This is a genomic window from Thermococcus sp., assembly GCF_027008145.1.
Taxonomy (GTDB): Archaea; Methanobacteriota_B; Thermococci; order Thermococcales; family Thermococcaceae; genus Thermococcus.
The window spans coordinates 1-21,221 of sequence record NZ_JALTCZ010000058.1; the positions used below are offsets into that span (position 1 = coordinate 1).

Sequence of the window (21,221 nt, forward strand, 5' to 3'; positions counted from 1 at the left end):
TCCTCTCGTCCAATTGGAGGGGATTAACCTGGCTGTTACATCGTTCACCTTGAGGATATCAGGTGCGAACTTTACATCTCCCTCACAGTGGGGGTCATCGTAGTCATAGACAGAGAGGACAACGTAACTGTAGGTCGCGTTGCCAACCCGGATGGCCGTTTCATTTATAACCGTGGAATTGCTGAGAAATAAGCGGGAAATGTTAGACAATGACCTTAAGACGTTCTCATTCTCTTTTCTGGATGCTGTGACACGATAAAGGGCCTTGGCCTCTTCGAGTTCGCTCTTCATGAGATCCACGGCGAGCCTGTAGGAGGGGTCTTTAAGCGTTACATTGTGGGCATCGTTAATGAGAGTCAGATTTCTCCCAGCTGGACACGCAACGGGCCTCAGTGAGATGGTTGGCGTATTCTTATGGCCGTGAGCACCTATGCAACCTGCCGTGAATACCACCGTTATTAGGAGGAGAGGAAGAAGTTTTCGGGGGAGCATGCGATCACCAGAGCTCGTAGTTTCCGGGATAGTAATGGGTTATTTGCACATCCACCATTGCCCCCAGGGTTTATCAACACCATGCAACCACCTTCGTGTCTTTGATTTACTTTTAGTTTAGATTTTGTTATATTTAAATATCCCGACTCGTGATGGGATAATTTATCTCGACACTAAGGAATGGTATCATTTGCCCAGAAATCCTTTAAATCCAGAGGTATAATCAACCCTGGTGATTAAAATGCGCGACTTTTACATCGCTCATGAGGAGGATATAAAAGCCGGGAAAACGACGGACGTCTACCTCATCAGGACGAGGAAGGTTCTGAGGGAGAAGGGGATACGCAGGAAGGTTTTCGCCGACGTTACAACGACCTCTCTGCCTAACGGCTGGAAGTGGGGTGTCCTTGCTGGAGTTGAAGAGGTTGCGAAGCTCTTCGAGGGAATGCCCGTCAACGTCTACGCAATGCCGGAGGGGACGATATTCCACCCCTACGAACCGGTTCTCCAGATAGAGGGCTACTACGATGACTTTGGGATATACGAGACAGCATTACTGGGCATGCTCAGCCAGGCGAGTGGCATCGCTACGGCCGCCTTAAGGGTTAAGATAGCGGCCAACTTCAAGCCAGTCTATTCCTTTGGGATAAGGCACATGCACCCTGCCATAGCCCCTATGATAGACCGCTCGGCCTTCATCGGTGGATGTGACGGCGTCTCCGGTGTTTTGGGAGCGGAGATGATAGGCGAGAAAGCGGTCGGCACGATGCCCCACGCTTTAATTCTGACCGTTGGCGACCAGGTTAAGGCCTGGAGGTACTTCGACGAGGTGGTTGAACCCGAGGTCCCGAGGACGGCTTTAGTTGACACCCTCTGCGACGAGAAGTTCGAGGCCTTAATGGCGGCTGAAGCCCTCGGCGAGAGGCTCAACGCGATTCGCCTGGACACGCCGAGCTCAAGGCGCGGCAACTTCAGGAGGATAATAGAGGAGGTCCGCTGGGAGCTTGATTTAAGGGGCTACAACTGGGTGAAGATACTCGTCTCGGGTGGTCTGAACGAGGAGAGCATTGTGAAAATAGCGGACGTTGCCGATGCCTTCGGCGTTGGCTCCGCGATAGCGAGCGCAAAGCCAATCGACTTCTCCCTGGACACAGTGGAAGTCGAGGGGAAGCCGGTCACCAAGAGGGGCAAGCTCAGCGGGCGGAAGCAGGTCTACCGCTGTGAAAAGGGCCACTACCACCGTGTTCCCGCGGACAAAAAGCTTGAGAAGTGTCCCGTTTGTGGAGCAAAGATTGAACCCCTCCTCAAACCGCTCATAGAAAACGGTGAGATAGTGGCTGAGCTACCAAAAGCGAGAGAGATTAGGGAATACGTTTTAGAGCAGGCAGAGAAGTTCAATTTAACCCTCGATTGACATCCTATTTTTTTCAAAGAAAAGAATCCAATAGGGAAGGAAATGGAGGCATTAAGCCTCCTCAACGGTGATAGCGCTAACAGGGCAGGCCTCCATAGCTTCCATGGCACAGTTGTAGAGGTTCTCGTCCTCGATGACCTCCACGATCGGGTGGGCCTTTCCGTCGTCTCCCATCTCGAAAACGTCCGGGCAGAGACTTGCACAGATGGCATCACCAATGCAGGTGTCCTGATCAACACTTACCTTCCACGCCATGAGACATCACCGCCTTTAAGTGGAGCCTGGACGAATATAAAGTTTTCGTTCCGGAAACCGATGGTCTAGAACGGATTCATCTCCAGCGCTCTAAGAATGACCGGAAGGGACAAAAAAAGGCAAAGATGGTCAGTAAAGACCAAGTTTCTTCTTGTACTCTGGACTTATCCTATCGGGCGTCCAGGGCGGGTCGAAGGTCAGCTCTATTTCAGCGTCCTTAACTCCAGGGATTTCGAGTATCTTGTCCTCCACGGCGCGAAGAATCCACATAGTCATCGGACAGCCCGGCGTTGTCATAGTCATCTTGACGTAGACCGTGTTGTCTGGTCTAACTTCAACCTCATAGATCAGGCCGAGGTTGACAACATCGACTCCTATCTCCGGGTCTATTACCTCTTTGAGCTTCTCAAGGATCAGCTCCTTCGTCAGCTCGACATTCCCGCCTGTTTCCTTTACCTCCCTCTCGCGGTTTATCGTTATCAGGCCAACGCCTTCGAGCTTCCCTATCTCAGAATGGAGCTTAATGAGGACGTTGTCAATGTCGGGGACGTCCTTGGCCAGGGTGACCGTGACGTTCCCCTTCTCATCGACCTCGATTGACCTGATGAACTTCTCGTCAACAACACCCTTAACAATCTTCTCAACATCTTCCCTCGTGACCATCACTCACCACCGCTCAAGGTTTTAGAATACACATTTAAACCTTTTGGGGCATCTTTGGGAACTACCTTGAGAGTACGTCCATTATCAGCTCCGCCGCCATCTCAGGAGTTAACGCCCTGGCCCTCGTCTCCCTTAGGACGCGCTGTATCGAGAACCTCTTGGTCGAAGGAAATTTCCTGAAGAGCTCCCAGAGGAGGGGACAACCAAAGCTCAGCTCGTAGCTCCCGCCAATGATCTCTATGATCTCCCTCTTGTCGAGGGCGAGGAAGGCAGGGAGGTTGAGGGTTACGAGGCCATCTTTTTCGTATATTGAAACGAGACCGGAGCTCAATAGATCACCGGAGGCCACCACCATTATCCCATTCTCCCTCGCGTAGTCCTCAACGGCTTTCATCACCATCGAGTGACAGCGACCACATATCGGTGCTCCCTTGGTCATCTGGGCTTTTATGACCTCCAAATAGTTGGGAACGTCGACGAAGACGGCTCCAGCCTCTCTCGCCTTCTTCACAACGCTCTCGCCCATCTGGGGGAGCTTGACCGTAACTGGCACAACTTCAAAGCCTGCCCAGCGGAGAATTTTCAGCGAGGCCGTGCTATCGGAACCGGCCGAGAAAGCGAGTGCCACCTCAATGCCCGTCGGGGAGCGCTCAAAGTCTTTGCCGGTCAGGCGATACTCCAAGAGCGCCCTCAGGCGCGAATGAGCCCTCTCGCCAATCTCTCCCCTTACCCCCTTAAGGGCCTCAAGGCTGTACCTCAGGCGGTAGCGCTTAACGAAGTCATCTCCAGCGGGTTGTATCATCGGAGAAAGTCCAACCCCCGGCTCTTAAACCTACCGCTGGGAAAACCTTAAAAGAGACCCGCCTTAACCCCGCTCACGAACCAGAGGCTTCTGGAGGTGCTTAAGATGAAGGAGATAGTCGAGAAGGTCAGGGAGAAGACGAGCATCCCCGTTTACGAGAGAACGATTGAGAACGTTCTGAGCGCGGTGCAGGCGAGCGGTGACGTTTGGAGAATAGTCGATCTCAGTGAGGAGCCACTTCCGCTCGTTGTAGCTGTTATGACTGCCCTCCATGAGATGGGCTACATAACCTTCGACGGCCCGAACGTCGTTCTCACAGAGAGCGGGAAGAAGCTTGTGGAAAAGTACGGGATAGGCCCGAGGATGGATTACACCTGCTCCCACTGCCAGGGGAAGACTGTCGAGCTTTCGGCCTTCAGCGACCTCCTGGAGGAGTTCAGAGAGATAGTCAGGGACAGGCCGCAGCCAAAGCACGACTTCGACCAGGCCTACGTTACGCCCGAGACGACCGTAGCCAGGGTCGCGTTGATGCACAGCAGGGGCGACCTTGAGAACAAGGAGATCTTCGTCCTCGGCGACGACGACCTTACGAGTGTTGCCCTGATGCTCTCCGGCCTGCCAAAGAGGATAGCCGTCCTCGACATCGACGAGAGGCTTGTGAAGTTTATCAAAAAGACCGCGGATGAGATAGGCTACGAGAACATTGAGATGTTCACATTCGACCTTCGCAAGCCGCTCCCGGACTACGCCCTCCACAAGTTCGACACCTTCATCACAGACCCACCCGAGACGGTCGAGGCCATACGGGCCTTCGTCGGGAGGGGGATAGCGACTCTGAAGGGCCCCGGCTGCGCCGGCTACTTCGGCATAACGAGAAGGGAAAGCTCCCTCGACAAGTGGCGCGAGATACAGAAGCTTCTCCTCAACGAGTTCGGCGTTGTAATAACCGATATCATAAGGAACTTTAATGAGTACGTCAACTGGGGCTATGAAGAGGAGACGCGCGCCTGGAAGCTGCTTCCAGTCAAGGTCAAGCCGTCCTACAACTGGTACAAGAGCTACATGTTCAGGATCCAGACCCTTGAGGGCTCGAGGGGCTTTAAGGACAGAATTACCGTCGGTGATGAGCTCTACAACGACGAGGAAGCGTCGACCACATGATCGGCCTTATCAATTGCATCAGGCGATGGCTCGGCCGGGTTCCCGGCCTACACTCCCTAATTCTCTACGGCTCCCTCGTCAGAGGGGACTACCTCCAGGGGACGAGTGACGTTGACTTCTTCGCGGTTCTCGAAGACGATGCCAAGCCAGAGAAAGTTATCTCCAAGGTAAGGCCGGTTCTTGAGGAGTGCACTGAAAGCCTCAAGCCAGTTGAGGTTGATATCGCTTGGGAGTGGCTCTCAAACCTCCACGACCCGCTCAACCTCGGCTACCCCTACAAGTTCCTGACGGTTTACCAGGCCGACTTCAGAGAGAACCATCTCGTGGTTCTTGGTGAGGATATAACTGAACTCCTACCCGAATACCGAGTTGAGGATATCCTCCCCGGAAGACTGGATAGCATTCTGAGAAACCTCGAGCGCTTCTCCGGAAACATGAAGATGCTCCACATCCTCGCGGGTGAGACTGCCAGGCTTATGGCCTTTCTGCATGGCTCAAGCCTGAGGAAAGGGGATGTCCTAGAGAAGCTCGAAGAGCTCAAGGACGAAGAGGCTTTGAAAATCTACCGCTCCTACCTGATGGGAAGAAAGATGGAGTTCAGCGGGAGGTTCTTGAGGGACTTCATAACAAAAAGAGTTGAAAGGATGAAAAAGCTAAAGGCTACTTCCCGAACTTCCTCCTAACAAGGATTAAAGCCAATGCAACGGATATAACCCCGATTCCAGCGTATAAACAGCATTCCTCTCCGCTCTCCTTTGGGGGAATCGCATTGAAGCCCGCAATGGGATAGGCCTTTATTACAAGGGGATTCTCTGACGGGTATATCACGACGTAGCCATCGATGCCATCGGGTAAGACCCTGCCAGTCGATTTGCCGACATATCTTGAGCCCTTCACGACGATGAAGGTCGCATTCTTCAGCACTATCAAGTCTCCCTGTCTTTGGGGCTCTAGGATATCGGCGTAGAGAAGTCCCCTGAGGTAGGAGACTGCCTTCTCGTAGAGTTTGGTCTCAGTCAGGTTGACCAGCTGAAAGGCCCAGGCAACCTTAGCAGTCGACGTTATCCCAGCTATCGAACCCTGCGTATATGGAAAGGCCCCGTTGGGGTACTGCCTTTCCCCCAGTATCCTAAGCGTTTCGTTGAGTTCCTTCTCCATCTCAAACTCCTTGAAGACCACCACCGCGTAGGCGAAGTAGTAGGTGGGCACGTTGTAGTACCTCGGATTTCCGGTTCTTGGATCCTTTCCGAGCATCCAGGTGAGGTTCTTCGAGAGGTATTCAAGAGACAGGGAGTAGTTGTAGCTCACGTTGAGCCACCTGAAGACCCAGAGGACGTATTCCGTGTTGTAAAAGTCCCTCCAGATGCCGTTCCGGCTGGTGGAGAGGAGGTAGTTGACCTCGCCCGAGTAGTCCTCGCCGAGGAGGGCCTTAACCCTGGCCACCTCGGCAACCTGCCAGGGAAGGAGAGATGAGAGGTTCACGGGCAGTTCGGGTTTTCTACCACACGTCAGATAGTAGTCCGCCAGAACGGCCTTTTCCCAGTCACTCCTCGGCCTTATCCTCCCTAAGTAGGGGCAGGCAATGCTCCGGAGCTCTTCAAAGCCCTTAACCTTGGAGACGCTCAGCAGATCGAGGACGCGGTAGTGTAGCTTTCCCCAGAAGCCAAAGTGCTCTCTCCCAAGGAGCTCTTCACGGTAGTTCTCGTTCCCAGTAGCGTAGAGAGCCATGGCAAGGGCCACGTTACTCGTAAAGTTCCCCTTTAGGTTGATCCTCTCCCCTAGGTAAGCCAAGGCAAAGGCTCTGTAAGCCACGAGCTCACCACTTACATTCATTTTTTCAAGCTCTTCCTTCTTCCCAAGGGCGAGGTAACCGAAGATTTTCTCAACGTCGTTCCCGGGTTGAACCCCCATGAGCCAGCCCGTTGCGCGGTTGATTGCCTCATCGACCTGCTTCCCGAAACCGCTCAGGCTCTCGTTGACGTAGCCCTTCCTGAACTCCTTGAGGGCCAATAAGGCCAGCGCCGTCCCCTCGTAGTCCTCCCACGAGCCATCTGGTTTTTGCTTGTAGATGAGCCAGTAAGCTGCGCTGTTCAAAACCCCGAGGTACCTTCCGTGGGCGATGTTCTCTCCCCTCATCAGGGCAAGCATCGCCATTGCGGTGTACTTTGCCCCCTGCTCCTTACCGTAGGCGTAGCCCCACGAGTCGAAGGGCGTCCTCAGCTGGAGGAGCCACTCACATCCCTCAAGAACCCTCGCGTAATCGCCACTCCGGTAAAGGGCCAGCACCGCGAAAGCTGTATCCGGAACCGTTGGGAAGTAGAGGTAGGGCTCGATTTTAGCGGAAGCAACGGCCGATGAGGAGATGAGAAACATGAGCAGACCTAGGGCGAGAAGCTTCCTCATTGCAACCACCTCAGGGGGAAAAGAAGAGGGGTTAAAAGGCTTCACCCGTAGTAGACCTTAACGTCGAGCTGGTAGCTGGCCGTCCAGTAGTAGGTGTCGTAGGCGTAGACGAGGAAGTACCAGGTTCCCGGGGCTGGGTTGGCATACTCGACGTGCTCGTTCGAACCGTAGTTCTCTGACCTGTCAACGAGGTTCTTGTTCGGGTCGTAGAGGTAGAGGTCGAGGTCGTCGTAGCTGCTTCCAGTTAAGTCGCCGGTTATCTTGGTTGCCCCGCTGTTGACGGTCATCTGGTGGACGTTGTAATCGTGGTAGCTGACGGTTCCAGTGAAGGTCTTCTCGTCAACGGTCGGCTGTGGGCTTGGACTCGGCTGCGGGGCGGGAGTGCTTCCTCCGCCGCTGCCCGGCTGAGCAAGTGAGCCGTCGCTGACGACGTCAACTTGATAGTTGGCGCTTCCACTGTAGCTGACGACCTTGAGCGTCCAGGTGCCGCTGGTCGGGTTGTAGTAGCCGACCTTTTCAAAGCCGTAGTATGCTGTATAGGAGTAGTCAACTTCTTTGCCGTTCGGGTCGTAGAGGTAGAGGTCGAGGTCGCTCTTGCTGTTATCCCAGTAGAGCGTTGCCGTAACGAAGGAGGCGCCGCTTATCGTGAACTGGTGGCTTGCCTGCCCCTTGTCCGCAACTGAGCCGGTAAAGGTGAGCTTGGCGTAGCTGTCGTATTTTATGGCCTTGTAGACGTTGATCCTACCGGCACCGTAGGCAACCCCCGCTATCTCGGTCGGGGCGACTATGTCAGCGGTCTCGATGAAGGCAGTCTTTATCTTGTCCGGACTCCATGTCGGGTGGGCCTGGAGTATGAGGGCTGCGGCACCTGCAACGTGTGGAGTGGCCATGCTCGTACCGGAGGCCTTGGTGTAGTAGTCGTCGATCGGGGTGCCCATGCTGGTTCCGCTGGCCCTAGGGGCGATGATGTCAACGCCTGGAGCGACGACCTCCGGCTTAAGCCTGCCGTCCGCAGTCGGTCCCCTGCTGGAGAAGCTGGCTATGGTGTCAGTGCTGTCCACCGCACCGACCGTTATGACCTTGTCGGCGGCGGCCGGTGAACCGACGGTGTACTTGTCAGGCCCGCTGTTTCCGGCGGCGACACAGACGACAAGTCCAGATGCCCACGCGTTGTTCACGGCCTGGCTTAGGGAGTCGGTACCGTCGGAGCTCTGGCTTGAGCCGAGGGAGAGGTTGATAACCTTGATCCCGTACTTGTCCTTGTTCTGGACAACCCAGTCGACACCGGCTATGATGTCGGATATGCTACCACTTCCCTGGCCATTGAGAACCTTGACACCGACGAGCTTCGCTCCAGGGGCGACGCCGATGTACTGTGAGTTGACCGAACCAGTTCCGGCAATGATGCCCGCAACGTGGGTTCCGTGCCCGTTGTCGTCATAGGGAGTGGTCTTTCCGTTGACGACATCGTGCCATGCCACGACTTTACCCTTAAGGTCGGGGTGGCTCGCGTCTATACCGGTATCGATAACCGCGACAACGATGCCACTGCCATCATAACTGAGGGAGTTCCAGACAGTGTCTGCCTGTATCTGGGAAACGGAAGTGGCGTCCGAAACCTGAACCTTGTAATCCTCCTGAATGAACTTTATTCCAGAAACCTGAGCGTTTCCGAAGAAGCCCGAATCTATCAGACCCGCTATCATGAGCAGGTTCCTTACCTTTATCCTAACCGCAACGGCGGGGATTATGCTGTAGTCGTACTTGACCTTGGCACCGAGCATGCGGAGGACCCTTATGGCCCTATCCCTGTCATACTGGTTGTCGAACATTATTATCGTGTTAACCTCTTGGTTCCAGTTCATCCTTTGAACCTTTTTGAAGAGGCCTGGAGTTAAGAGTCCATAGTTCTTCTCCTGGTGAACGTTCTTGACTTCCACGTGCTTGGGGGGTGCCGCGAGAACGCTCCCAGCCATTATTGCCACGAGGAAGACTGCCCATACAACTATGGCAAACCGTTTCATTTCAACACCTCCAGCAGAGATGTCCGGGGTTGGTTATCCTAGTATTTTAAAGTGCATTGGTTATAAATTTTACGGCTTAGATGTCCTGTTAAAGGATATAATGCAACTTATTAAGCCTCACAGTACAAAATTTTTTTAACAAACAAACCAGCATGTTGCAAGTTTTGGAAAAAGCCATGACAACAACTTAGAATTTGATCAAAAGTATAACAAGATTATCATGATATGAAAAGAACAACGATAAATTGGAGAAAAAGCAACAAATTGCACCAGGATTCACGAAGACCGGCCCGGCCACGTGGTGCCATTCCTTCCGACATTACTGCCGGCCTTCCAAGCTTTCTCCTGTCGGGATTACCAGGGGCTCAACACAAAGGCATTTCTCGGGAACGCTGATAGAGGGTCAGGGGCCGATTAGTTCATCACGCCTCAGCCACCTACCCTCACATCATCCCCCAAGGCCAAAGGCCTCGCGTATCCAGAGGGGTATCAAGCCGATCTTGGGGAACACCAGCTCAGACGTTGCCTCGATTGCATATGCTGGAACGCAACCCGCAAGCTCGCCGTTCGGTAGCCTCACCTCAAGTAAACCCTGGGGACTTGGATACGGCGGATCCGGGACGGGGTTGTTGTCCCCCCACGTTACAAAGCACTTCTCGGCTTTCCCGTTGATCTTGAGCGTGTATATGTACCTGACACGGTGGATTATCGGGTACTCGTAGCCGGGTCTTTTGTAGACGACAACATCGCCGACGTGAATCTGGTCGGGGTTGGTCACCCCCTTAAGCAGGACGACATCGCCCCTGTAAAAGACTGGCTCCATTGAGCCACTGACCACTATGACGAGCGGTGAATCAGTGTGGAGTGTGAACTTCAGGCCCTCCTCGAAAGCAAACACCGCTATTAAGGCTACCAGAAGCCACGCAACGTCCTTCTGCCACTCCCCCATTTTAACGCCCCCACATACGTTGAAATTTCAGCGACTATGGCACCCATAGCAGTACAGGTCTCAAGGCTCACCCTCCTCCCCGTGACATCCATGTGGTACCTGGCCAACTTAAAGGTTTCCTTTGGTAGGCCGTGCCTCCCGAGGCCAACGAGAAGGAGAAAACTTTCCCCACCAACAAAGGCTTCAGCAAGCTGAAGTGGTGTAATCTCCTTTTCATCGGATGGCTTCCTCGTCGTCGCAACGGGTGTCCCGAACTGAGGAGGAAAGCCCCTCCGCGGGAAGTCGAGGAGGTGGAACCTGTTCGATAGCGCTAGCTCAATAAGGTATTTCCCGCCCTCCCCTATGGTCGTCTTTTCAGCGACCGCCTCTGCCACCTCTGAGGGCTTACCCTCGAGGGGGAAGCCGACGAGAGCAAGGTGAAAACCGTAGGCATATGCCAGCGGAGCGGCGCGGGCTATCGCCCTCAGGTGGGCATCGTGGAACCTCTTGACGCCGTAGGTGTTGTAGAGTGCAAGGGTTAGCGTTGCCACGCTCCAAGAAGTTCGGGAGACCTTATAAGGGTTTTTTCCTATGTCCACCGGTGGTTCCATGATATTCGACGCACACTCCGACCTTCCGACCTTCGTCTATGACGAGAGGAGGGAGGACAAAACGAGGGTTCTTGAGGGGAACTTCGAGAGGTTCTTCAACGGGATTGGGACAAGAGTAATGGCCATATGGACGCGACCCAACAGGAGGGGCGACGCGACCCGCTACGCCTTGGAGGTTCTAAACGAGTTTCTCAGAGATGTGGAGGAAAGTGACAGCTTCGAGCTGGTGGGGAACACCGGAGAGATGAAAAAAGCTATAGAGAGCGGAAGGGTCGCCCTCTGGCTGGGCTTAGAAGGTGGTGAGCCTATCGGGGAAAGCCTCGATCTCCTTGAGGTCTTCTACCGGCTGGGCCTCCGCGTCCTGACCCTTACATGGAGCCTGAGGAACGCGATAGGGGACGGTGTCTTCGAGAGAACCAAAGGCGGTCTTACCAACTTCGGCGTCGAGGTCGTGGGGAAGGCAGAGGAACTCGGCATACTGCTCGACCTGAGCCACATAAATGAAGCCGGCTTCTGGGATGCCCTCGATGTTACATCCTTCCCGGTCATAGCCTCTCACTCGAACGCAAGGGCCTTATGCGACCACCCTAGGAATCTGACGGACGAACAGCTGAAAGCTATAGGCGAACGTGACGGTGTCGTCGGGGCCGTCGCGATACCGGGCTTTGTGGACAAAAACAGGCCGACCCTCGACAGATACCTAGAGCACATCTCCTACATGGTTGACCTGATCGGGCACCGGCACGTCGGCCTAGGCTTTGACTTCGTTTACTACCTAAGGGGCTGGAGCGGGAAGAGCGTTGAGGGCTTCGAGGACGAGTCCAAGATACCTGCTCTCCTGAAGAGGATGAAGGAGAACTTCAGCGAAAAAGAAGTAAAGGCAATAACCTTTGAGAACTTCGGGCGGGTTTTTGAACGGGTCGTCGGATAATCAGAGGGAAACAAGGAGCGCCCCGAGGACTATCAGAACCGCCCCCAGGGCCGTTTTCCAGTCCATGCTCTCCCTCAGGACCAACCATGAGAGGAGTATTGCGAGGGCGACGCTGGTCTTGTCTATCGCAACGACCGCCTGAACCCTCCCGTTCTTAACTGCCATGAAGTAGAAAAGCCACGAGAGGGCTCCAGCAAGGCCGGAGAGTGTTATAAAGGTAAGGGCCCGGGAGTCGAAGCCACTTATCGTCTTGCCCTGCCACATAAAGATAAGGAACAGGAAGAGGAACATTATGAAGGCCCGAACTGTGGTCGCAACGGTTGAGTCAACGTCTCTGAGGCCCAACTTTCCAAAGATAGGTACGAGGGACGCGAAGAGTGCCGAGAGAAGGGCGTAGAAGATGTAGAGAGGAATCCTCAACTCAGGCCCTCCTTATGGCTTCTCTCACCAGCCTTTCAGCCTTCTCCATCAGCTCTTTAGCCTTTTCCTCCGTGCGCGCCTCAAGGGTTATCCTCATTATCGGCTCCGTCCCGCTGGGCCTGAAGAGGATCCACCACTCGTCGTTCTCTATCCTAACACCGTCAATGTCTATCAGCCGCTTGTACTCGAAGGTTTTTAGGACTTCTCTCGCTATGATCTCCATCGCCTTGGTCTTCCTCTCGTTGGGGCAGGGAACCTTCGCCCTCAGCGTTACGTAGCGCGGGACTTCCTTCGCTAATTCACTTATCGGGCCGAGTTTATCAATCATCTCAAGGACTAAAGCTCCGGCGAATATTCCATCTGGAGTCAGGTTCCACTGGGGGATTATCCACGTCCCACTCGGCTCTCCGCCGAAAATCCCGCCGTTCTTCGCCAGCTCCTCCGCAACGGCAACGTCGCCAACGCGCGTTCTGACTACTTCCCCGCCGAGAGACTTCACGTAGTCGTCCAGTGCAAAGCCGGCATCTACGGTGGTTACAACTTTCCCCTTCCCGAACTTTCTCAGCAGGTAGCCGGCTATGAGGGAAAGCATCACCTCGTACTCGACGAAGTTGCCCTCGTCATCTACAACTCCAATCCTGTCTGCATCTCCATCGTGGGCTATGCCAACCTCTGCCCCCATAGCTTTAACGGTCTTTGCCAAAGCGGAGAGGCTTTTGGCGTTCGGTTCAAGATCTCTAACAAAGAAACCGCTCGGGTGGGAGTTGATGCTGATAACCTTGTTCCCGAGCCCGCGCTGGAGGTAGGGGCTCAGAATTGAACCTGCACCGTTGCCGGCATCGAGAACTACCGTGTAGGAGCTTTCAAGCTCGACCATCTTAAGAGCCCTTTTGATGTATTTCCCCCTCGGGTCGGCCCTCCTGACGGTTCCGATTTCGTTCCAGGGAGCTCTCTTGAAGTCCCCGGAATCTATTATCGCCTCAAGTTCGCCCTCCATCTCCGGCGTGTAGGCCATCCCGTTCGGTTGCCAGACCTTAATGCCGTTGTACTCCGGAGGGTTGTGGGAGGCGGTGATGGTAACCCCTGCATCGGCACCATAGAGCCTTATCGCAAAGCCCGTCAGTGGAGTTGGGGAGAGACCTATGTCTATGACCTCAACGCCAGTGCTTAGAAGCCCGCTTATCAGGGCGCTCTTCAGCATCTCACCGCTCGTCCTCGTGTCCTTTCCCACGACGACCATTCCACCATCCAGGTAAGTTCCCAAAGCCTTTCCGACCCTTAAAGCCAGTTCAGACGTGAGTTTTTCATTGACAACTTCCCTGATGCCGCTCGTCCCGAAGTACTTCCCCATGATGCCCACCCGTGAGGGTTATGTTTGGTGGTTTGGAGAAGACGATATAACCTTTTTCCTGCAATAAGAAAGAAAAGGCTCAGAAGAGGCTGAAGCGCGGGGCCTTGACCTTGATGCCGAGGCCTTCAAGGACTTTTTTCAGCTCCCTAACCCGTATCGTTCCGTCCCCAGTGTAGAACTTATGATTATCCCCTGCCTTGACCTCAAGCTCTCCCCTCTTCCCGGATTCGGAGTCATCGTTCTTTATCTTGACCTCTCTGACCTCCCGGAGGGGTATCTCAAAGTTCTCCTCGCTCTCCTTCAGGATTTCCTCGGGCTCCATCCCATAGTACTCGTTCCAGTGCCCATAGACTTTAGTAACGCCCTTGAAGAAGCCTCTAACGCCTCCTTCAGCCTCTTTCTTCATCTTTTTGGCGAGTTCGGGTGTTAGGAATGCTACTATCATCCTCTTTTCTGTTATGACGAGGTTCGCCCTGCTCTCCCTCATGAATCCTTTCCTGTAGTCAACGTTTCCGACGACGTAGAGAACCTTTTCCATTTCGACCACCTCAGCCTGTAAACTGTGCTATCTCCTCACCGCTAGGGCTCAGAACCCTGAGGAGAACTTTCCCGCCGAGTTTCTGAGACAGCTCCGACGACATCTTCCTGTAGGCGTTTTCAGCGCTTCCTATCTCGCCGGCACTGTTGAAGGAGCTCATTGCGCTTATCGTGTAAGGGTTGCTTCCATCGATGAATATGTCCCAAGGCCCTTTTCCGGCGAAGGAGACCGCGTAGTCGAGAACCTTTTGAGCTTCCTCCTTCTCAACCCCAGAGTACCAGACGGTTATTCCGTTCGACTCGACGTAGGCGTACTTGCTCTCCACGGAGAAGACCTCCTTTCCATCGCCGTTCAGGAGCTTCAGCGTGACGTTTGCCCCGTTGAAGACATCCTGGGACATCTTGGAGGCCATTATCCTAACGTAGAAGGCTGTTCTCCTGTCTACGTCGCTGGTACTCTTGTAGGGCGTCGTCACTTTGACGGTGTAAGAACCCCCGCTCTTCGAGACGTAGACGTCGGTCTTTCCGTTTATCTGGAAGTTGTCCCTCACGAAGCTCAGAACTGCCTTGGCCTGGGAGAGCGTGATGTCTCCCGAGTAGTGCACGGTTACTCCATTTATCGTGAGGGTCTTCTCGGTTGTCACGCTCGTCTTTGGGCTTTCACATCCCGTCGCGACGACCAGAAGGGCCACCGCGAGCAGGGCAAATACGAACTTTCTCATACTCATTCCTCCTTTTTTATGTGAAAACGAAATCACTTCTTCTCAAGCCTGTAGATGCCGACGCTGACATTGTAGGAATCAACGTTGAGCGGGGCCTTATAGTCAATCCTGACTTGGAATGGCCTGCTTGAGCCATAGATCATGCTGTCCATTTTTGATTCCGTTAGAACGTTGCCGTTCTCGTCGAGTATCGTTATTTTCTCAACGGTTCCCTCACTGCTCGCCTTGATGTAGTACTTCCCGGGCTCAAGGACGTGCGAGAGGTAGAAGACGTTCCCGCTTACCGTTTCCGTTTTGACCTCGATGGGCACCCTGCTGTAGGCGTGCAGGTAGTAGTACTGCATCCCGAAGATGCCCGCAACTCCTATGAACAGGAGCAGGAAGAAGCCGACGATCAGCTTTTTGATGAGTCCCATTTTCTCACCTCCCTTCTTTTTGATCTCAACCCCTCCGCCTCCATAGAAAGAGCGGCAGCAGGGCAAGTGCAACGATAATCCCCGGCCCGCAGGTAAAGCTTATCGAATGACTGCCGATGCTGGAGGGGTTTTTGCCGATGTTCTCCTCAAAACTCCCGGTGCTCGAAGGTGTAGTTGAAGTAACCGTGCTCGACGGCGTTGAGCTGACCGTAGAGGTTGAGCTCGTTGGTATTGGCGAAGAACCGGGGCTCTGAGTGGCTGAACCGCCCGTCTGGTTACAGGCTTCCTTAATGTGGAAGTACTCGTTCGGATGGTCGTGGGCCCATACCTTCACCGGAGCGACCTTATACCACTCCCATGTCGGGAGGTCGTCAAACTCAAAGGACTCTTCAAAGTGGCCCTCCGCATAGAAGGGCACCTTCACGAACTTCACGTCGTCCCCGCCAAGCTCCATGATGTTCAAAACCCACCTGCCAGGTTCACCACCTTTCGCCACGTAGTGGACGTCGTAGCCGGCGAACTCCATGTTCAAGCCGAGCTTCACGAATCTATCCGGACCGTGGGTGATGAAGAGGACGAAGCCTTCTCCAGAGCGGGCTATGTAGTGATCCGAGGGGACGATGTCGTAGTAGACCTTGATGATGTCTCCTGAAGGAGAGGTCTTAACGAGCGGGTGGAAGAAGACGTAGTTTCCGTCGTTGGTGAGAGCAAAGCCCTGCGGAGACTGCCCAGCCGGGAGGGTAGTGTTCCAGAAACCACTCCAGAGGACATTCCCCTTCTTGTCAAGCTTCATCCAGATTGAGGCACCGTCATCGTACTTCCCGGGAAGGCCGTTGGTGTAGAGCCATCCGCCCGGGACGCTGTATAACATCGGCCTAGAACCGGAGAGGCTGAAGAACCTGCCCATCTTCCACAGCTCGCTGCCCTCGACGGCCTGCTTGTATTCCCTAACCCATCTCAGGTTTCCAGTCTCGGGGTCTATGCCTATGAGCCCAAGATCGAGGCCCCAGCGTGGGGTTGAGTACGCTATGACGACCTCGTTCCCATCAAAGCCGACAGCCCAGACGTACTCCGAGATGCCCTCCCTGCCGTAGATGTGAACCCACTCAAGGTTCCCGGAGCCATCGAACTTTATCGCTCCAACGTCGAGGTTGGAGGCTATGCGATCGCTGTCGGAGGGGTCGTCCGGGTTCTTGCGGTGCATGTGAGCGTAAATCGGGGCCATCACGATGGCCCCATCCCCAGTGGGCTGAGTCCTGATCCCCTTATAGCCACCTTTTGAGTTCTTGAAGGCCCTTGCCCAGACTGGATTTCCTGAGAAGTCGAACTTGACCAGCGTGAAGAGAGGATCTCCCTGCTCCCAGTCGCTAGGGGCCGAGACGTTAAGGACATTGGCCGTCATCAGGACGACGTAAATCCCGTCCTTTCCCACGGCAATGTCCTGTATGACCTGGCCCTGCCCATAGGGGAGGTTTAGGGGGAGCTTCTGGCTGAGGCTGAAGTTCTTCATCCAAAGCACTTCACCCATCGGCGAGAGGTGCATCAGGACAGCCAACCCGTCTCCGTGGCTTCCGAGGAGATAGTAATCCCCAGAGACCCCGGGAACGAAGGAGGCCGGGTTGTAAGAGCTGTCGAGCATTATCTTGTCATTCCGGACGTCGTAGATGACCTCCCATGCATTAGATGAGCTAACGAAGGGCAGGAATAAGCCCGAGACAATGAAAAGCGCAACCAAAACCTTAAGTTTTCTCATTTTTTCCACCTATCACCCTCCTGTTATCCACTTCATGACCTTCCATCCAGCCCAGAGGAAAAGTCCCAGGACAGCTAAAAGGAGGAAAAGTCCCAAGAGTGAACCAACAACATGAAATCCCGTGAGGTAGCTTTCCACCTTCACCCCTCCACGTTCCTGTACGCTATCGTTATCCTGTGGGAGCAGTCACCGGTCTTCTCATGGTCTACGAGAGTGAAGACCGTGTAGGTTCCGTCCGAGTTCCTGTTGACGTAAACGTGGCCGGCCTTTATCTCACCACCAACCTCGTCGCTTGGATAGCCGGATGAAGGAATATCTCCAACGGTAACGTCCCCTATGCCCATCTCCCCGATGTCAACGTAGTGGCCGAGGACTGCCGGATAATCAACGCACCAGGGTTCAGCGAAGAGGTCAACGTCCTCCCAGCCGTTGCTCCAGCTGGCCTTCACCTCACCGGTCGAAAACTTTACTGCCATGGACCCGTCGGTGTTGAGGGTTACCCGGTGCACCGGGCCGAGCTTCCCGGTTACCGAACCCGAGGATGAGGTCGTTGAGGTTGAAAACGACTCGTAGCACTCCCTGGCCTGAAGGTAGATCTTGTAGGCCTTTACAGTTTCATTGCTTGACTGGTTCTTCGCCATGAGCTGTGTCACGTTGTTGTAGGCCTGCACATAGAGCCTGTAGGCGTCTTCCTTGTTGTCTGGGCAGACGAAGCCGGCCACTCCGGAAGTGCTTCCGTTTTCGGGCGGGGCGATGGTCACGTTGGCCTGGAACTCGTCGAAGACCCCGTCGAAGTTGTAGTCGTGCAGATCGGGGTTCCCATCGTAGTCAACATCCCTCTCGTCTATGGTTCCGTCACCGTTGAGATCCCATGCGTCGGCCTTCCCGTCGCCGTTGGTGTCGTAAACATCGGGAATCCCGTCCCCGCTCATGTCCCAGGAGTAACTTTTGACCCCGTTCAGCTCGGTTACCCAAGTGTCTGTCTTGCCGTTGTAGTCATTGTCGAGGTACGCTGTATCAAGGTTCCCATCGCCGGTGGTGTCGAGGTATATGGCATCAACCACTCCGTCGCCGTTCCTGTCACGAGTTATGACGTAGCTCCCGTTGACGTTCACTGCCGAGAGACCCTTTCCAACGTAAACGTCTGAAATCCCGTCTCCATCAATGTCGTTCCATCCCTGTTTCAGCGTTGGCTGAGTTGATGTTCCCGTTGTGGCTGTGCTCGTAGGGGATGCGCCACCTCCAGAGGGTCCGTTTCCTGCCAAGTTGTCCTTTATGTGGATCACGTTGTCTATTATGTGAGGATTGGCGCGGTAGATGTAGAGGCCCGCGAGGATCAAAAGGATCAGTATAATGGCGGTGAGTTTACCCATTGCTCCCCACCTCCACGAAGTTCATCCTGAACCAGCCGCCGCCGACGCGTTTGAACTTCTTGCCAGTCTCGTAGTCCTCGTAGATGCCCGGTATGGAAGTCTCGTGGAGCACGTAGCCGTTCCAGAGGATCCACCCCTGGTTGCGCTCCTCTATCTTCTTCCTTAGGTTAATGACGGCCCCGACCGTTGCATCCGCCATGTTGCCGAAGTAGCCCGTCGGGTCGAGGAGCTTTCCTATCTTTGTGGCTCCGTCGAGGACTATTATTGAGACCTTGGCGTTGTTCGGGAGGTTCATGTTCTTCAGGTCGTTGGCGTGGTCGAGGAGGGCCTTCGCGTCCAGGGCGACCATGTAGACCCCGGCAGGGGTTGTGAAGAACTTGACCTTATCAGCTCCCTTGAGCTTGACTGTGTTGCCGACCTTCTCGAAGTTATCGGCGACAAACTTCGACCAGTCGAGGACTCCTCCTGAGTTGTACTGTCCGCCCACGAGCCACTTCGGAGGCTGAAGGATTCCGGTCAGGATGAGGTTCGTTATCGCCGCCTTTTCCGCCTCGTTCTTCGCGTACTTGTAGATGAAGTTCTCCATCTCTACGTCCCTCGCCACCGGGTCGTAGCGGTACTTTTCGGCTATCTGCCTCAGCTGGTAGCGCTTCTCAGGGTCGTTCGCGAATATCGAGAGGAGCGTCTTTATCCTCTGCTGACCGTAGACCTTCTTATCCATGTAGGCGTTCATCTCCTCTACCATCTTGTCCGGGTCCTTGATGTTTCTGTCATGTATCTCCCTGAGGTCGTCCTCGTAGACGTTGTAGAGTGAGGTGTAGCCGGGGTGGAGGCTCTTGACCTTCTCAAGGTAGTTGATGTGGCGCTTCATTATGGATTCAGCCCATTCGAGCTTCTTCTCGTAAACACACTCGTCGCAGGTCGCTATGTCCGGGTCGTCGCAGTCAACCAGTCCATCCCCATCGTTGTCTATCATGTCCCCGGGCTTTTCCTCGTCGTTGGCGAGGGTTATGCCGACGCTCCCGCTCGCGAGGAGCATCTCCTTGGAGTCTATGGTGCCGTAAACCTCGACCTTGACGGTTCCCTTCTTGGGCGTGCTCAGGCCCGTGTTCTCGACTATCACGAGGTCGTCTATTGTGCCGTCGCTGTACACCCTCGCCCTACTCCTGCTACCGTCCGGGGAGGTTATTACCGCGTAGAGATCCTTTGCGTTGCTCTCCGAAACCTTTGCCTTCACTCCAATGACGAAAAGGCCGAAGCCGCTGGAGGATGTGAACCTCTGCCCCTCAACTGGGGCGGCTATCGTGAGCTTAGCATTTCCGGTGGTTGTGGTAGTGCTCGTCGTTGTAGACGAAGTTGATGTGGCGTTGGAGCTGACCTTGGAGACCATGAGGTTCATAAGGGCCCTGCCAACGATGGGTGCCGGGTTGGAAACGTTGTAGAGGGCCCTTATTTTCACCTCTATCTGGACCACCTCATCAACGTTACCCCAGAAGGTCGGAGGATCTCCGCCGTCGCTCTTGCCTCCGATGACAGTCTGGGCGTAGTAGGAGCTAAAGTACTTGTAGCTCCACAACTTCTCGTCGAGCCAGGCCACATCGTTGGGACCGCTGTACGTGCACTCGATGGTCCTTTCGGAATGAGTGCACTTTGAACCCTGAGTGTTCGCACCCCCGCTGAGAACGGCTGATGATCCCTTTTTGATATAAAGGGTTATTTCCATCCAGTCTCCTGACCCGTAATGGGCCAAATAGTATCGGGTCTCATAGCTTCCGAAACTCTGATGATCGTGCATCTTCGCCCCTTGAAGCCCGAGGGCCGAGAGCTCGTCTACAGCTGGGAAGTAGGACTCAAGGCTGGATGAGGCTACTGAAAAGGGTACCCCCACAAGGACGGTAAGGATCAGTAGCGCCAGAAACTGTTCACCCCAAAAACCCATGTATTACGCCTCCTTTATTCTCCTATCGGTGTCTAAACACCCAAAAAATGAAATAATCCAATTGCCAGGGGTCGCTGAAAAATCAGCTCTCAGAGGAGGTATGCTCATGTCACCACCATCTTGCAAAACCATCTCGCGGAAAAGAAAAGCGGGACAGGTTTCGCGTTTCTTTTAGCAAATTACGCATTTCTGGGTAATAAGACTTTCGGAAAAGAAAATTCGACTAAAAACAACATAAAATGTAGATGTTATATCTCCGAAGATTCTTCAAGTTACCTGTTTCATAATCCCAAACATCTCAATATAATGTTAATGACGAAAAGTTTCCAAGAAGATATTTAGAAGAAACCCAAAGCAATAAAAGAAGTAAAAACAGAAAATGAAAAGCCGAAGTGGGGGCAATAAAAGCAAACTCTTTGTTAGGAAATGAATAGGTGATGAAAGTGAACAAACTCGACCCAAAGATGGAGAATTTGCTTGGGATATTGAAACAGGCTGAAGATGGAAAATTAGTCCTTCCTCAGTTCCAAAGAGACTTTGTGTGGTCTAGGCAGGATATTGAGGATTTGCTTGTGTCTCTACTTAATGGATACTTTGTTGGTACCTTTCTCTTCCTCAGGACAGACCCCACTAACCCACCCTTTACTTGGAGACCAATTCAAGGAGTTACCCTTCCAAGAAACAGGGATGGAAAGCCCATAGGGAATCCCGAGACCATGATTCTTGATGGTCAGCAGAGGATAACATCACTGCACTATGTGTTTTATGCACCCCCAAAGGAAGTTGTTACACCAAAGTACACCAGCAGGAGATATCTCTTCTTTTTGAAGCTTGAAGAGTTAGAAAAGGGTAATGTTAAAGAAGCTGTGTTCAGTATGAATGAAGATGATGCTAGAAAGTACCTGGACAAAGAATATCAATTTGAGCACAAAATAGTTCCATTCACAGAGCTCTCTAACAAAGAAAAGTAGAAAGACTGGATAGAGGAGTTTATAGAATGTCATAATATATAGAGGAGAACATTGG

At 53.7% G+C, this 21,221-nt stretch carries 22 protein-coding genes; 5 read left to right on the plus strand and 17 right to left on the minus strand.

The annotated features are described in order from the left end of the window. The coding region (locus MVD07_RS02635; protein WP_297498275.1) for a hypothetical protein at nucleotides 1–492 on the minus strand (492 nt) is incomplete at its 3' end. Nucleotides 493–733: 241 nt separating this feature from the next. Between MVD07_RS02635 and MVD07_RS02640 the strand changes: the two genes are divergently transcribed. After that, complete coding sequence (locus MVD07_RS02640; RefSeq protein ID WP_297498356.1) at nucleotides 734–1,906, plus strand: nicotinate phosphoribosyltransferase; 1,173 nt, start codon at nucleotides 734–736, stop codon at nucleotides 1,904–1,906. 51 nt (nucleotides 1,907–1,957) lie between these two features. Here the strand turns inward: MVD07_RS02640 and MVD07_RS02645 are convergent, their stop codons facing one another. The 3 genes from MVD07_RS02645 to MVD07_RS02655 form a co-directional block, all read right to left on the minus strand. Continuing rightward, complete coding sequence (locus tag MVD07_RS02645; protein ID WP_297498278.1) at nucleotides 1,958–2,161, minus strand: ferredoxin; 204 nt, start codon at nucleotides 2,159–2,161, stop codon at nucleotides 1,958–1,960. Nucleotides 2,162–2,290: 129 nt separating this feature from the next. Continuing rightward, nucleotides 2,291–2,824 (minus strand): metal-sulfur cluster assembly factor, encoded by a 534-nt coding sequence (locus MVD07_RS02650; RefSeq protein WP_297498281.1) that lies wholly within the window; start codon nucleotides 2,822–2,824, stop codon nucleotides 2,291–2,293. 61 nt (nucleotides 2,825–2,885) lie between these two features. After that, the gene (locus MVD07_RS02655) at nucleotides 2,886–3,626 is read right to left on the minus strand and encodes an ATPase (RefSeq protein WP_297498283.1); all 741 of its coding nucleotides are present in this window, start codon (nucleotides 3,624–3,626) and stop codon (nucleotides 2,886–2,888) included. Nucleotides 3,627–3,731: 105 nt separating this feature from the next. On the opposite strand from MVD07_RS02655, the gene bpsA reads away from it, so the two are divergent. Both bpsA and MVD07_RS02665 read left to right on the plus strand, forming a co-directional pair. Further along, nucleotides 3,732–4,787, plus strand: coding sequence for a N(4)-bis(aminopropyl)spermidine synthase (gene bpsA / locus MVD07_RS02660; protein ID WP_297498285.1), 1,056 nt, complete (start codon nucleotides 3,732–3,734; stop codon nucleotides 4,785–4,787). Next, nucleotides 4,784–5,470, plus strand: coding sequence for a nucleotidyltransferase domain-containing protein (locus MVD07_RS02665; RefSeq protein ID WP_297498286.1), 687 nt, complete (start codon nucleotides 4,784–4,786; stop codon nucleotides 5,468–5,470). Before bpsA ends, MVD07_RS02665 begins: the two co-directional genes overlap by 4 nt. Here the strand turns inward: MVD07_RS02665 and MVD07_RS02670 are convergent. The 4 genes from MVD07_RS02670 to MVD07_RS02685 form a co-directional block, all read right to left on the minus strand. Continuing rightward, complete coding sequence (locus tag MVD07_RS02670) at nucleotides 5,448–7,190, minus strand: hypothetical protein (protein ID WP_297498359.1); 1,743 nt, start codon at nucleotides 7,188–7,190, stop codon at nucleotides 5,448–5,450. The genes MVD07_RS02665 and MVD07_RS02670 overlap by 23 nt on opposite strands. Nucleotides 7,191–7,231: 41 nt before the next feature. After that, nucleotides 7,232–9,214 (minus strand): S8 family serine peptidase, encoded by a 1,983-nt coding sequence (locus MVD07_RS02675; RefSeq protein WP_297498289.1) that lies wholly within the window; start codon nucleotides 9,212–9,214, stop codon nucleotides 7,232–7,234. A gap of 448 nt (nucleotides 9,215–9,662) precedes the next feature. After that, a complete protein-coding gene (locus MVD07_RS02680; RefSeq protein ID WP_297498292.1) occupies nucleotides 9,663–10,163 on the minus strand; it encodes a signal peptidase I in 501 nt (166 codons plus the stop codon). After that, nucleotides 10,124–10,693, minus strand: coding sequence for a DUF531 domain-containing protein (locus MVD07_RS02685; protein ID WP_297498295.1), 570 nt, complete (start codon nucleotides 10,691–10,693; stop codon nucleotides 10,124–10,126). The genes MVD07_RS02680 and MVD07_RS02685 overlap by 40 nt, the downstream gene beginning before the upstream one ends. Nucleotides 10,694–10,751: 58 nt before the next feature. On the opposite strand from MVD07_RS02685, the gene MVD07_RS02690 reads away from it, so the two are divergent. Further along, entirely contained in the window at nucleotides 10,752–11,684 is a 933-nt protein-coding gene (locus MVD07_RS02690) for a dipeptidase (protein WP_297498297.1), read from the plus strand. Here MVD07_RS02690 and MVD07_RS02695 read toward each other — a convergent pair whose 3' ends face one another. The 9 genes from MVD07_RS02695 to MVD07_RS02735 all read right to left on the minus strand — a co-directional run bounded on the left by MVD07_RS02695 (nucleotide 11,685) and on the right by MVD07_RS02735 (nucleotide 20,195). Further along, on the minus strand, nucleotides 11,685–12,098 hold the full coding sequence (locus MVD07_RS02695; RefSeq protein WP_297498362.1) for an EamA family transporter: 414 nt from the start codon (nucleotides 12,096–12,098) through the stop codon (nucleotides 11,685–11,687). A 7-nt stretch (nucleotides 12,099–12,105) separates the two neighbouring features. Next, the gene (gene glmM / locus MVD07_RS02700; RefSeq protein WP_297498300.1) at nucleotides 12,106–13,455 is read right to left on the minus strand and encodes a phosphoglucosamine mutase; all 1,350 of its coding nucleotides are present in this window, start codon (nucleotides 13,453–13,455) and stop codon (nucleotides 12,106–12,108) included. Nucleotides 13,456–13,534: 79 nt separating this feature from the next. Beyond that, entirely contained in the window at nucleotides 13,535–13,993 is a 459-nt protein-coding gene (locus MVD07_RS02705; protein ID WP_297498303.1) for a hypothetical protein, read from the minus strand. 10 nt (nucleotides 13,994–14,003) lie between these two features. Beyond that, entirely contained in the window at nucleotides 14,004–14,714 is a 711-nt protein-coding gene (locus tag MVD07_RS02710) for a hypothetical protein (RefSeq protein ID WP_297498306.1), read from the minus strand. A gap of 32 nt (nucleotides 14,715–14,746) precedes the next feature. Beyond that, on the minus strand, nucleotides 14,747–15,130 hold the full coding sequence (locus MVD07_RS02715) for a hypothetical protein (protein WP_297498308.1): 384 nt from the start codon (nucleotides 15,128–15,130) through the stop codon (nucleotides 14,747–14,749). 25 nt (nucleotides 15,131–15,155) lie between these two features. After that, on the minus strand, nucleotides 15,156–16,883 hold the full coding sequence (locus tag MVD07_RS02720) for a CGP-CTERM sorting domain-containing protein (RefSeq protein ID WP_297498311.1): 1,728 nt from the start codon (nucleotides 16,881–16,883) through the stop codon (nucleotides 15,156–15,158). Nucleotides 16,884–16,895: 12 nt separating this feature from the next. Beyond that, the gene (locus MVD07_RS02725; RefSeq protein WP_297498314.1) at nucleotides 16,896–17,021 is read right to left on the minus strand and encodes a hypothetical protein; all 126 of its coding nucleotides are present in this window, start codon (nucleotides 17,019–17,021) and stop codon (nucleotides 16,896–16,898) included. Nucleotides 17,022–17,023: 2 nt separating this feature from the next. Beyond that, entirely contained in the window at nucleotides 17,024–18,256 is a 1,233-nt protein-coding gene (locus MVD07_RS02730) for a calcium-binding protein (RefSeq protein ID WP_297498317.1), read from the minus strand. Continuing rightward, nucleotides 18,249–20,195: a hypothetical protein gene (locus MVD07_RS02735; RefSeq protein ID WP_297498320.1), complete on the minus strand. Its 1,947-nt coding sequence runs from the start codon at nucleotides 20,193–20,195 to the stop codon at nucleotides 18,249–18,251. The genes MVD07_RS02730 and MVD07_RS02735 overlap by 8 nt, the downstream gene beginning before the upstream one ends. A 443-nt stretch (nucleotides 20,196–20,638) precedes the next feature. Between MVD07_RS02735 and MVD07_RS02740 the strand changes: the two genes are divergently transcribed. Then, nucleotides 20,639–21,166, plus strand: coding sequence for a DUF262 domain-containing protein (locus tag MVD07_RS02740; protein ID WP_297498323.1), 528 nt, complete (start codon nucleotides 20,639–20,641; stop codon nucleotides 21,164–21,166). Nucleotides 21,167–21,221 lie beyond the last annotated feature (55 nt).

Coding starts and splice junctions, on each gene's coding strand:
- MVD07_RS02640 (WP_297498356.1), top strand. CDS start 734: ATGCGCGACTTTTACATCGCTCATGAGGAGGATATAAAAGCCGGGAAA.
- MVD07_RS02645 (WP_297498278.1), bottom strand. CDS start 2,161: ATGGCGTGGAAGGTAAGTGTTGATCAGGACACCTGCATTGGTGATGCC.
- MVD07_RS02650 (WP_297498281.1), bottom strand. CDS start 2,824: ATGGTCACGAGGGAAGATGTTGAGAAGATTGTTAAGGGTGTTGTTGAC.
- MVD07_RS02655 (WP_297498283.1), bottom strand. CDS start 3,626: ATGATACAACCCGCTGGAGATGACTTCGTTAAGCGCTACCGCCTGAGG.
- bpsA (WP_297498285.1), top strand. CDS start 3,732: ATGAAGGAGATAGTCGAGAAGGTCAGGGAGAAGACGAGCATCCCCGTT.
- MVD07_RS02665 (WP_297498286.1), top strand. CDS start 4,784: ATGATCGGCCTTATCAATTGCATCAGGCGATGGCTCGGCCGGGTTCCC.
- MVD07_RS02670 (WP_297498359.1), bottom strand. CDS start 7,190: ATGAGGAAGCTTCTCGCCCTAGGTCTGCTCATGTTTCTCATCTCCTCA.
- MVD07_RS02675 (WP_297498289.1), bottom strand. CDS start 9,214: ATGAAACGGTTTGCCATAGTTGTATGGGCAGTCTTCCTCGTGGCAATA.
- MVD07_RS02680 (WP_297498292.1), bottom strand. CDS start 10,163: ATGGGGGAGTGGCAGAAGGACGTTGCGTGGCTTCTGGTAGCCTTAATA.
- MVD07_RS02690 (WP_297498297.1), top strand. CDS start 10,752: ATGATATTCGACGCACACTCCGACCTTCCGACCTTCGTCTATGACGAG.
- glmM (WP_297498300.1), bottom strand. CDS start 13,455: ATGGGGAAGTACTTCGGGACGAGCGGCATCAGGGAAGTTGTCAATGAA.
- MVD07_RS02705 (WP_297498303.1), bottom strand. CDS start 13,993: ATGGAAAAGGTTCTCTACGTCGTCGGAAACGTTGACTACAGGAAAGGA.
- MVD07_RS02710 (WP_297498306.1), bottom strand. CDS start 14,714: ATGAGAAAGTTCGTATTTGCCCTGCTCGCGGTGGCCCTTCTGGTCGTC.
- MVD07_RS02715 (WP_297498308.1), bottom strand. CDS start 15,130: ATGGGACTCATCAAAAAGCTGATCGTCGGCTTCTTCCTGCTCCTGTTC.
- MVD07_RS02720 (WP_297498311.1), bottom strand. CDS start 16,883: ATGAGAAAACTTAAGGTTTTGGTTGCGCTTTTCATTGTCTCGGGCTTA.
- MVD07_RS02730 (WP_297498317.1), bottom strand. CDS start 18,256: ATGGGTAAACTCACCGCCATTATACTGATCCTTTTGATCCTCGCGGGC.
- MVD07_RS02735 (WP_297498320.1), bottom strand. CDS start 20,195: ATGGGTTTTTGGGGTGAACAGTTTCTGGCGCTACTGATCCTTACCGTC.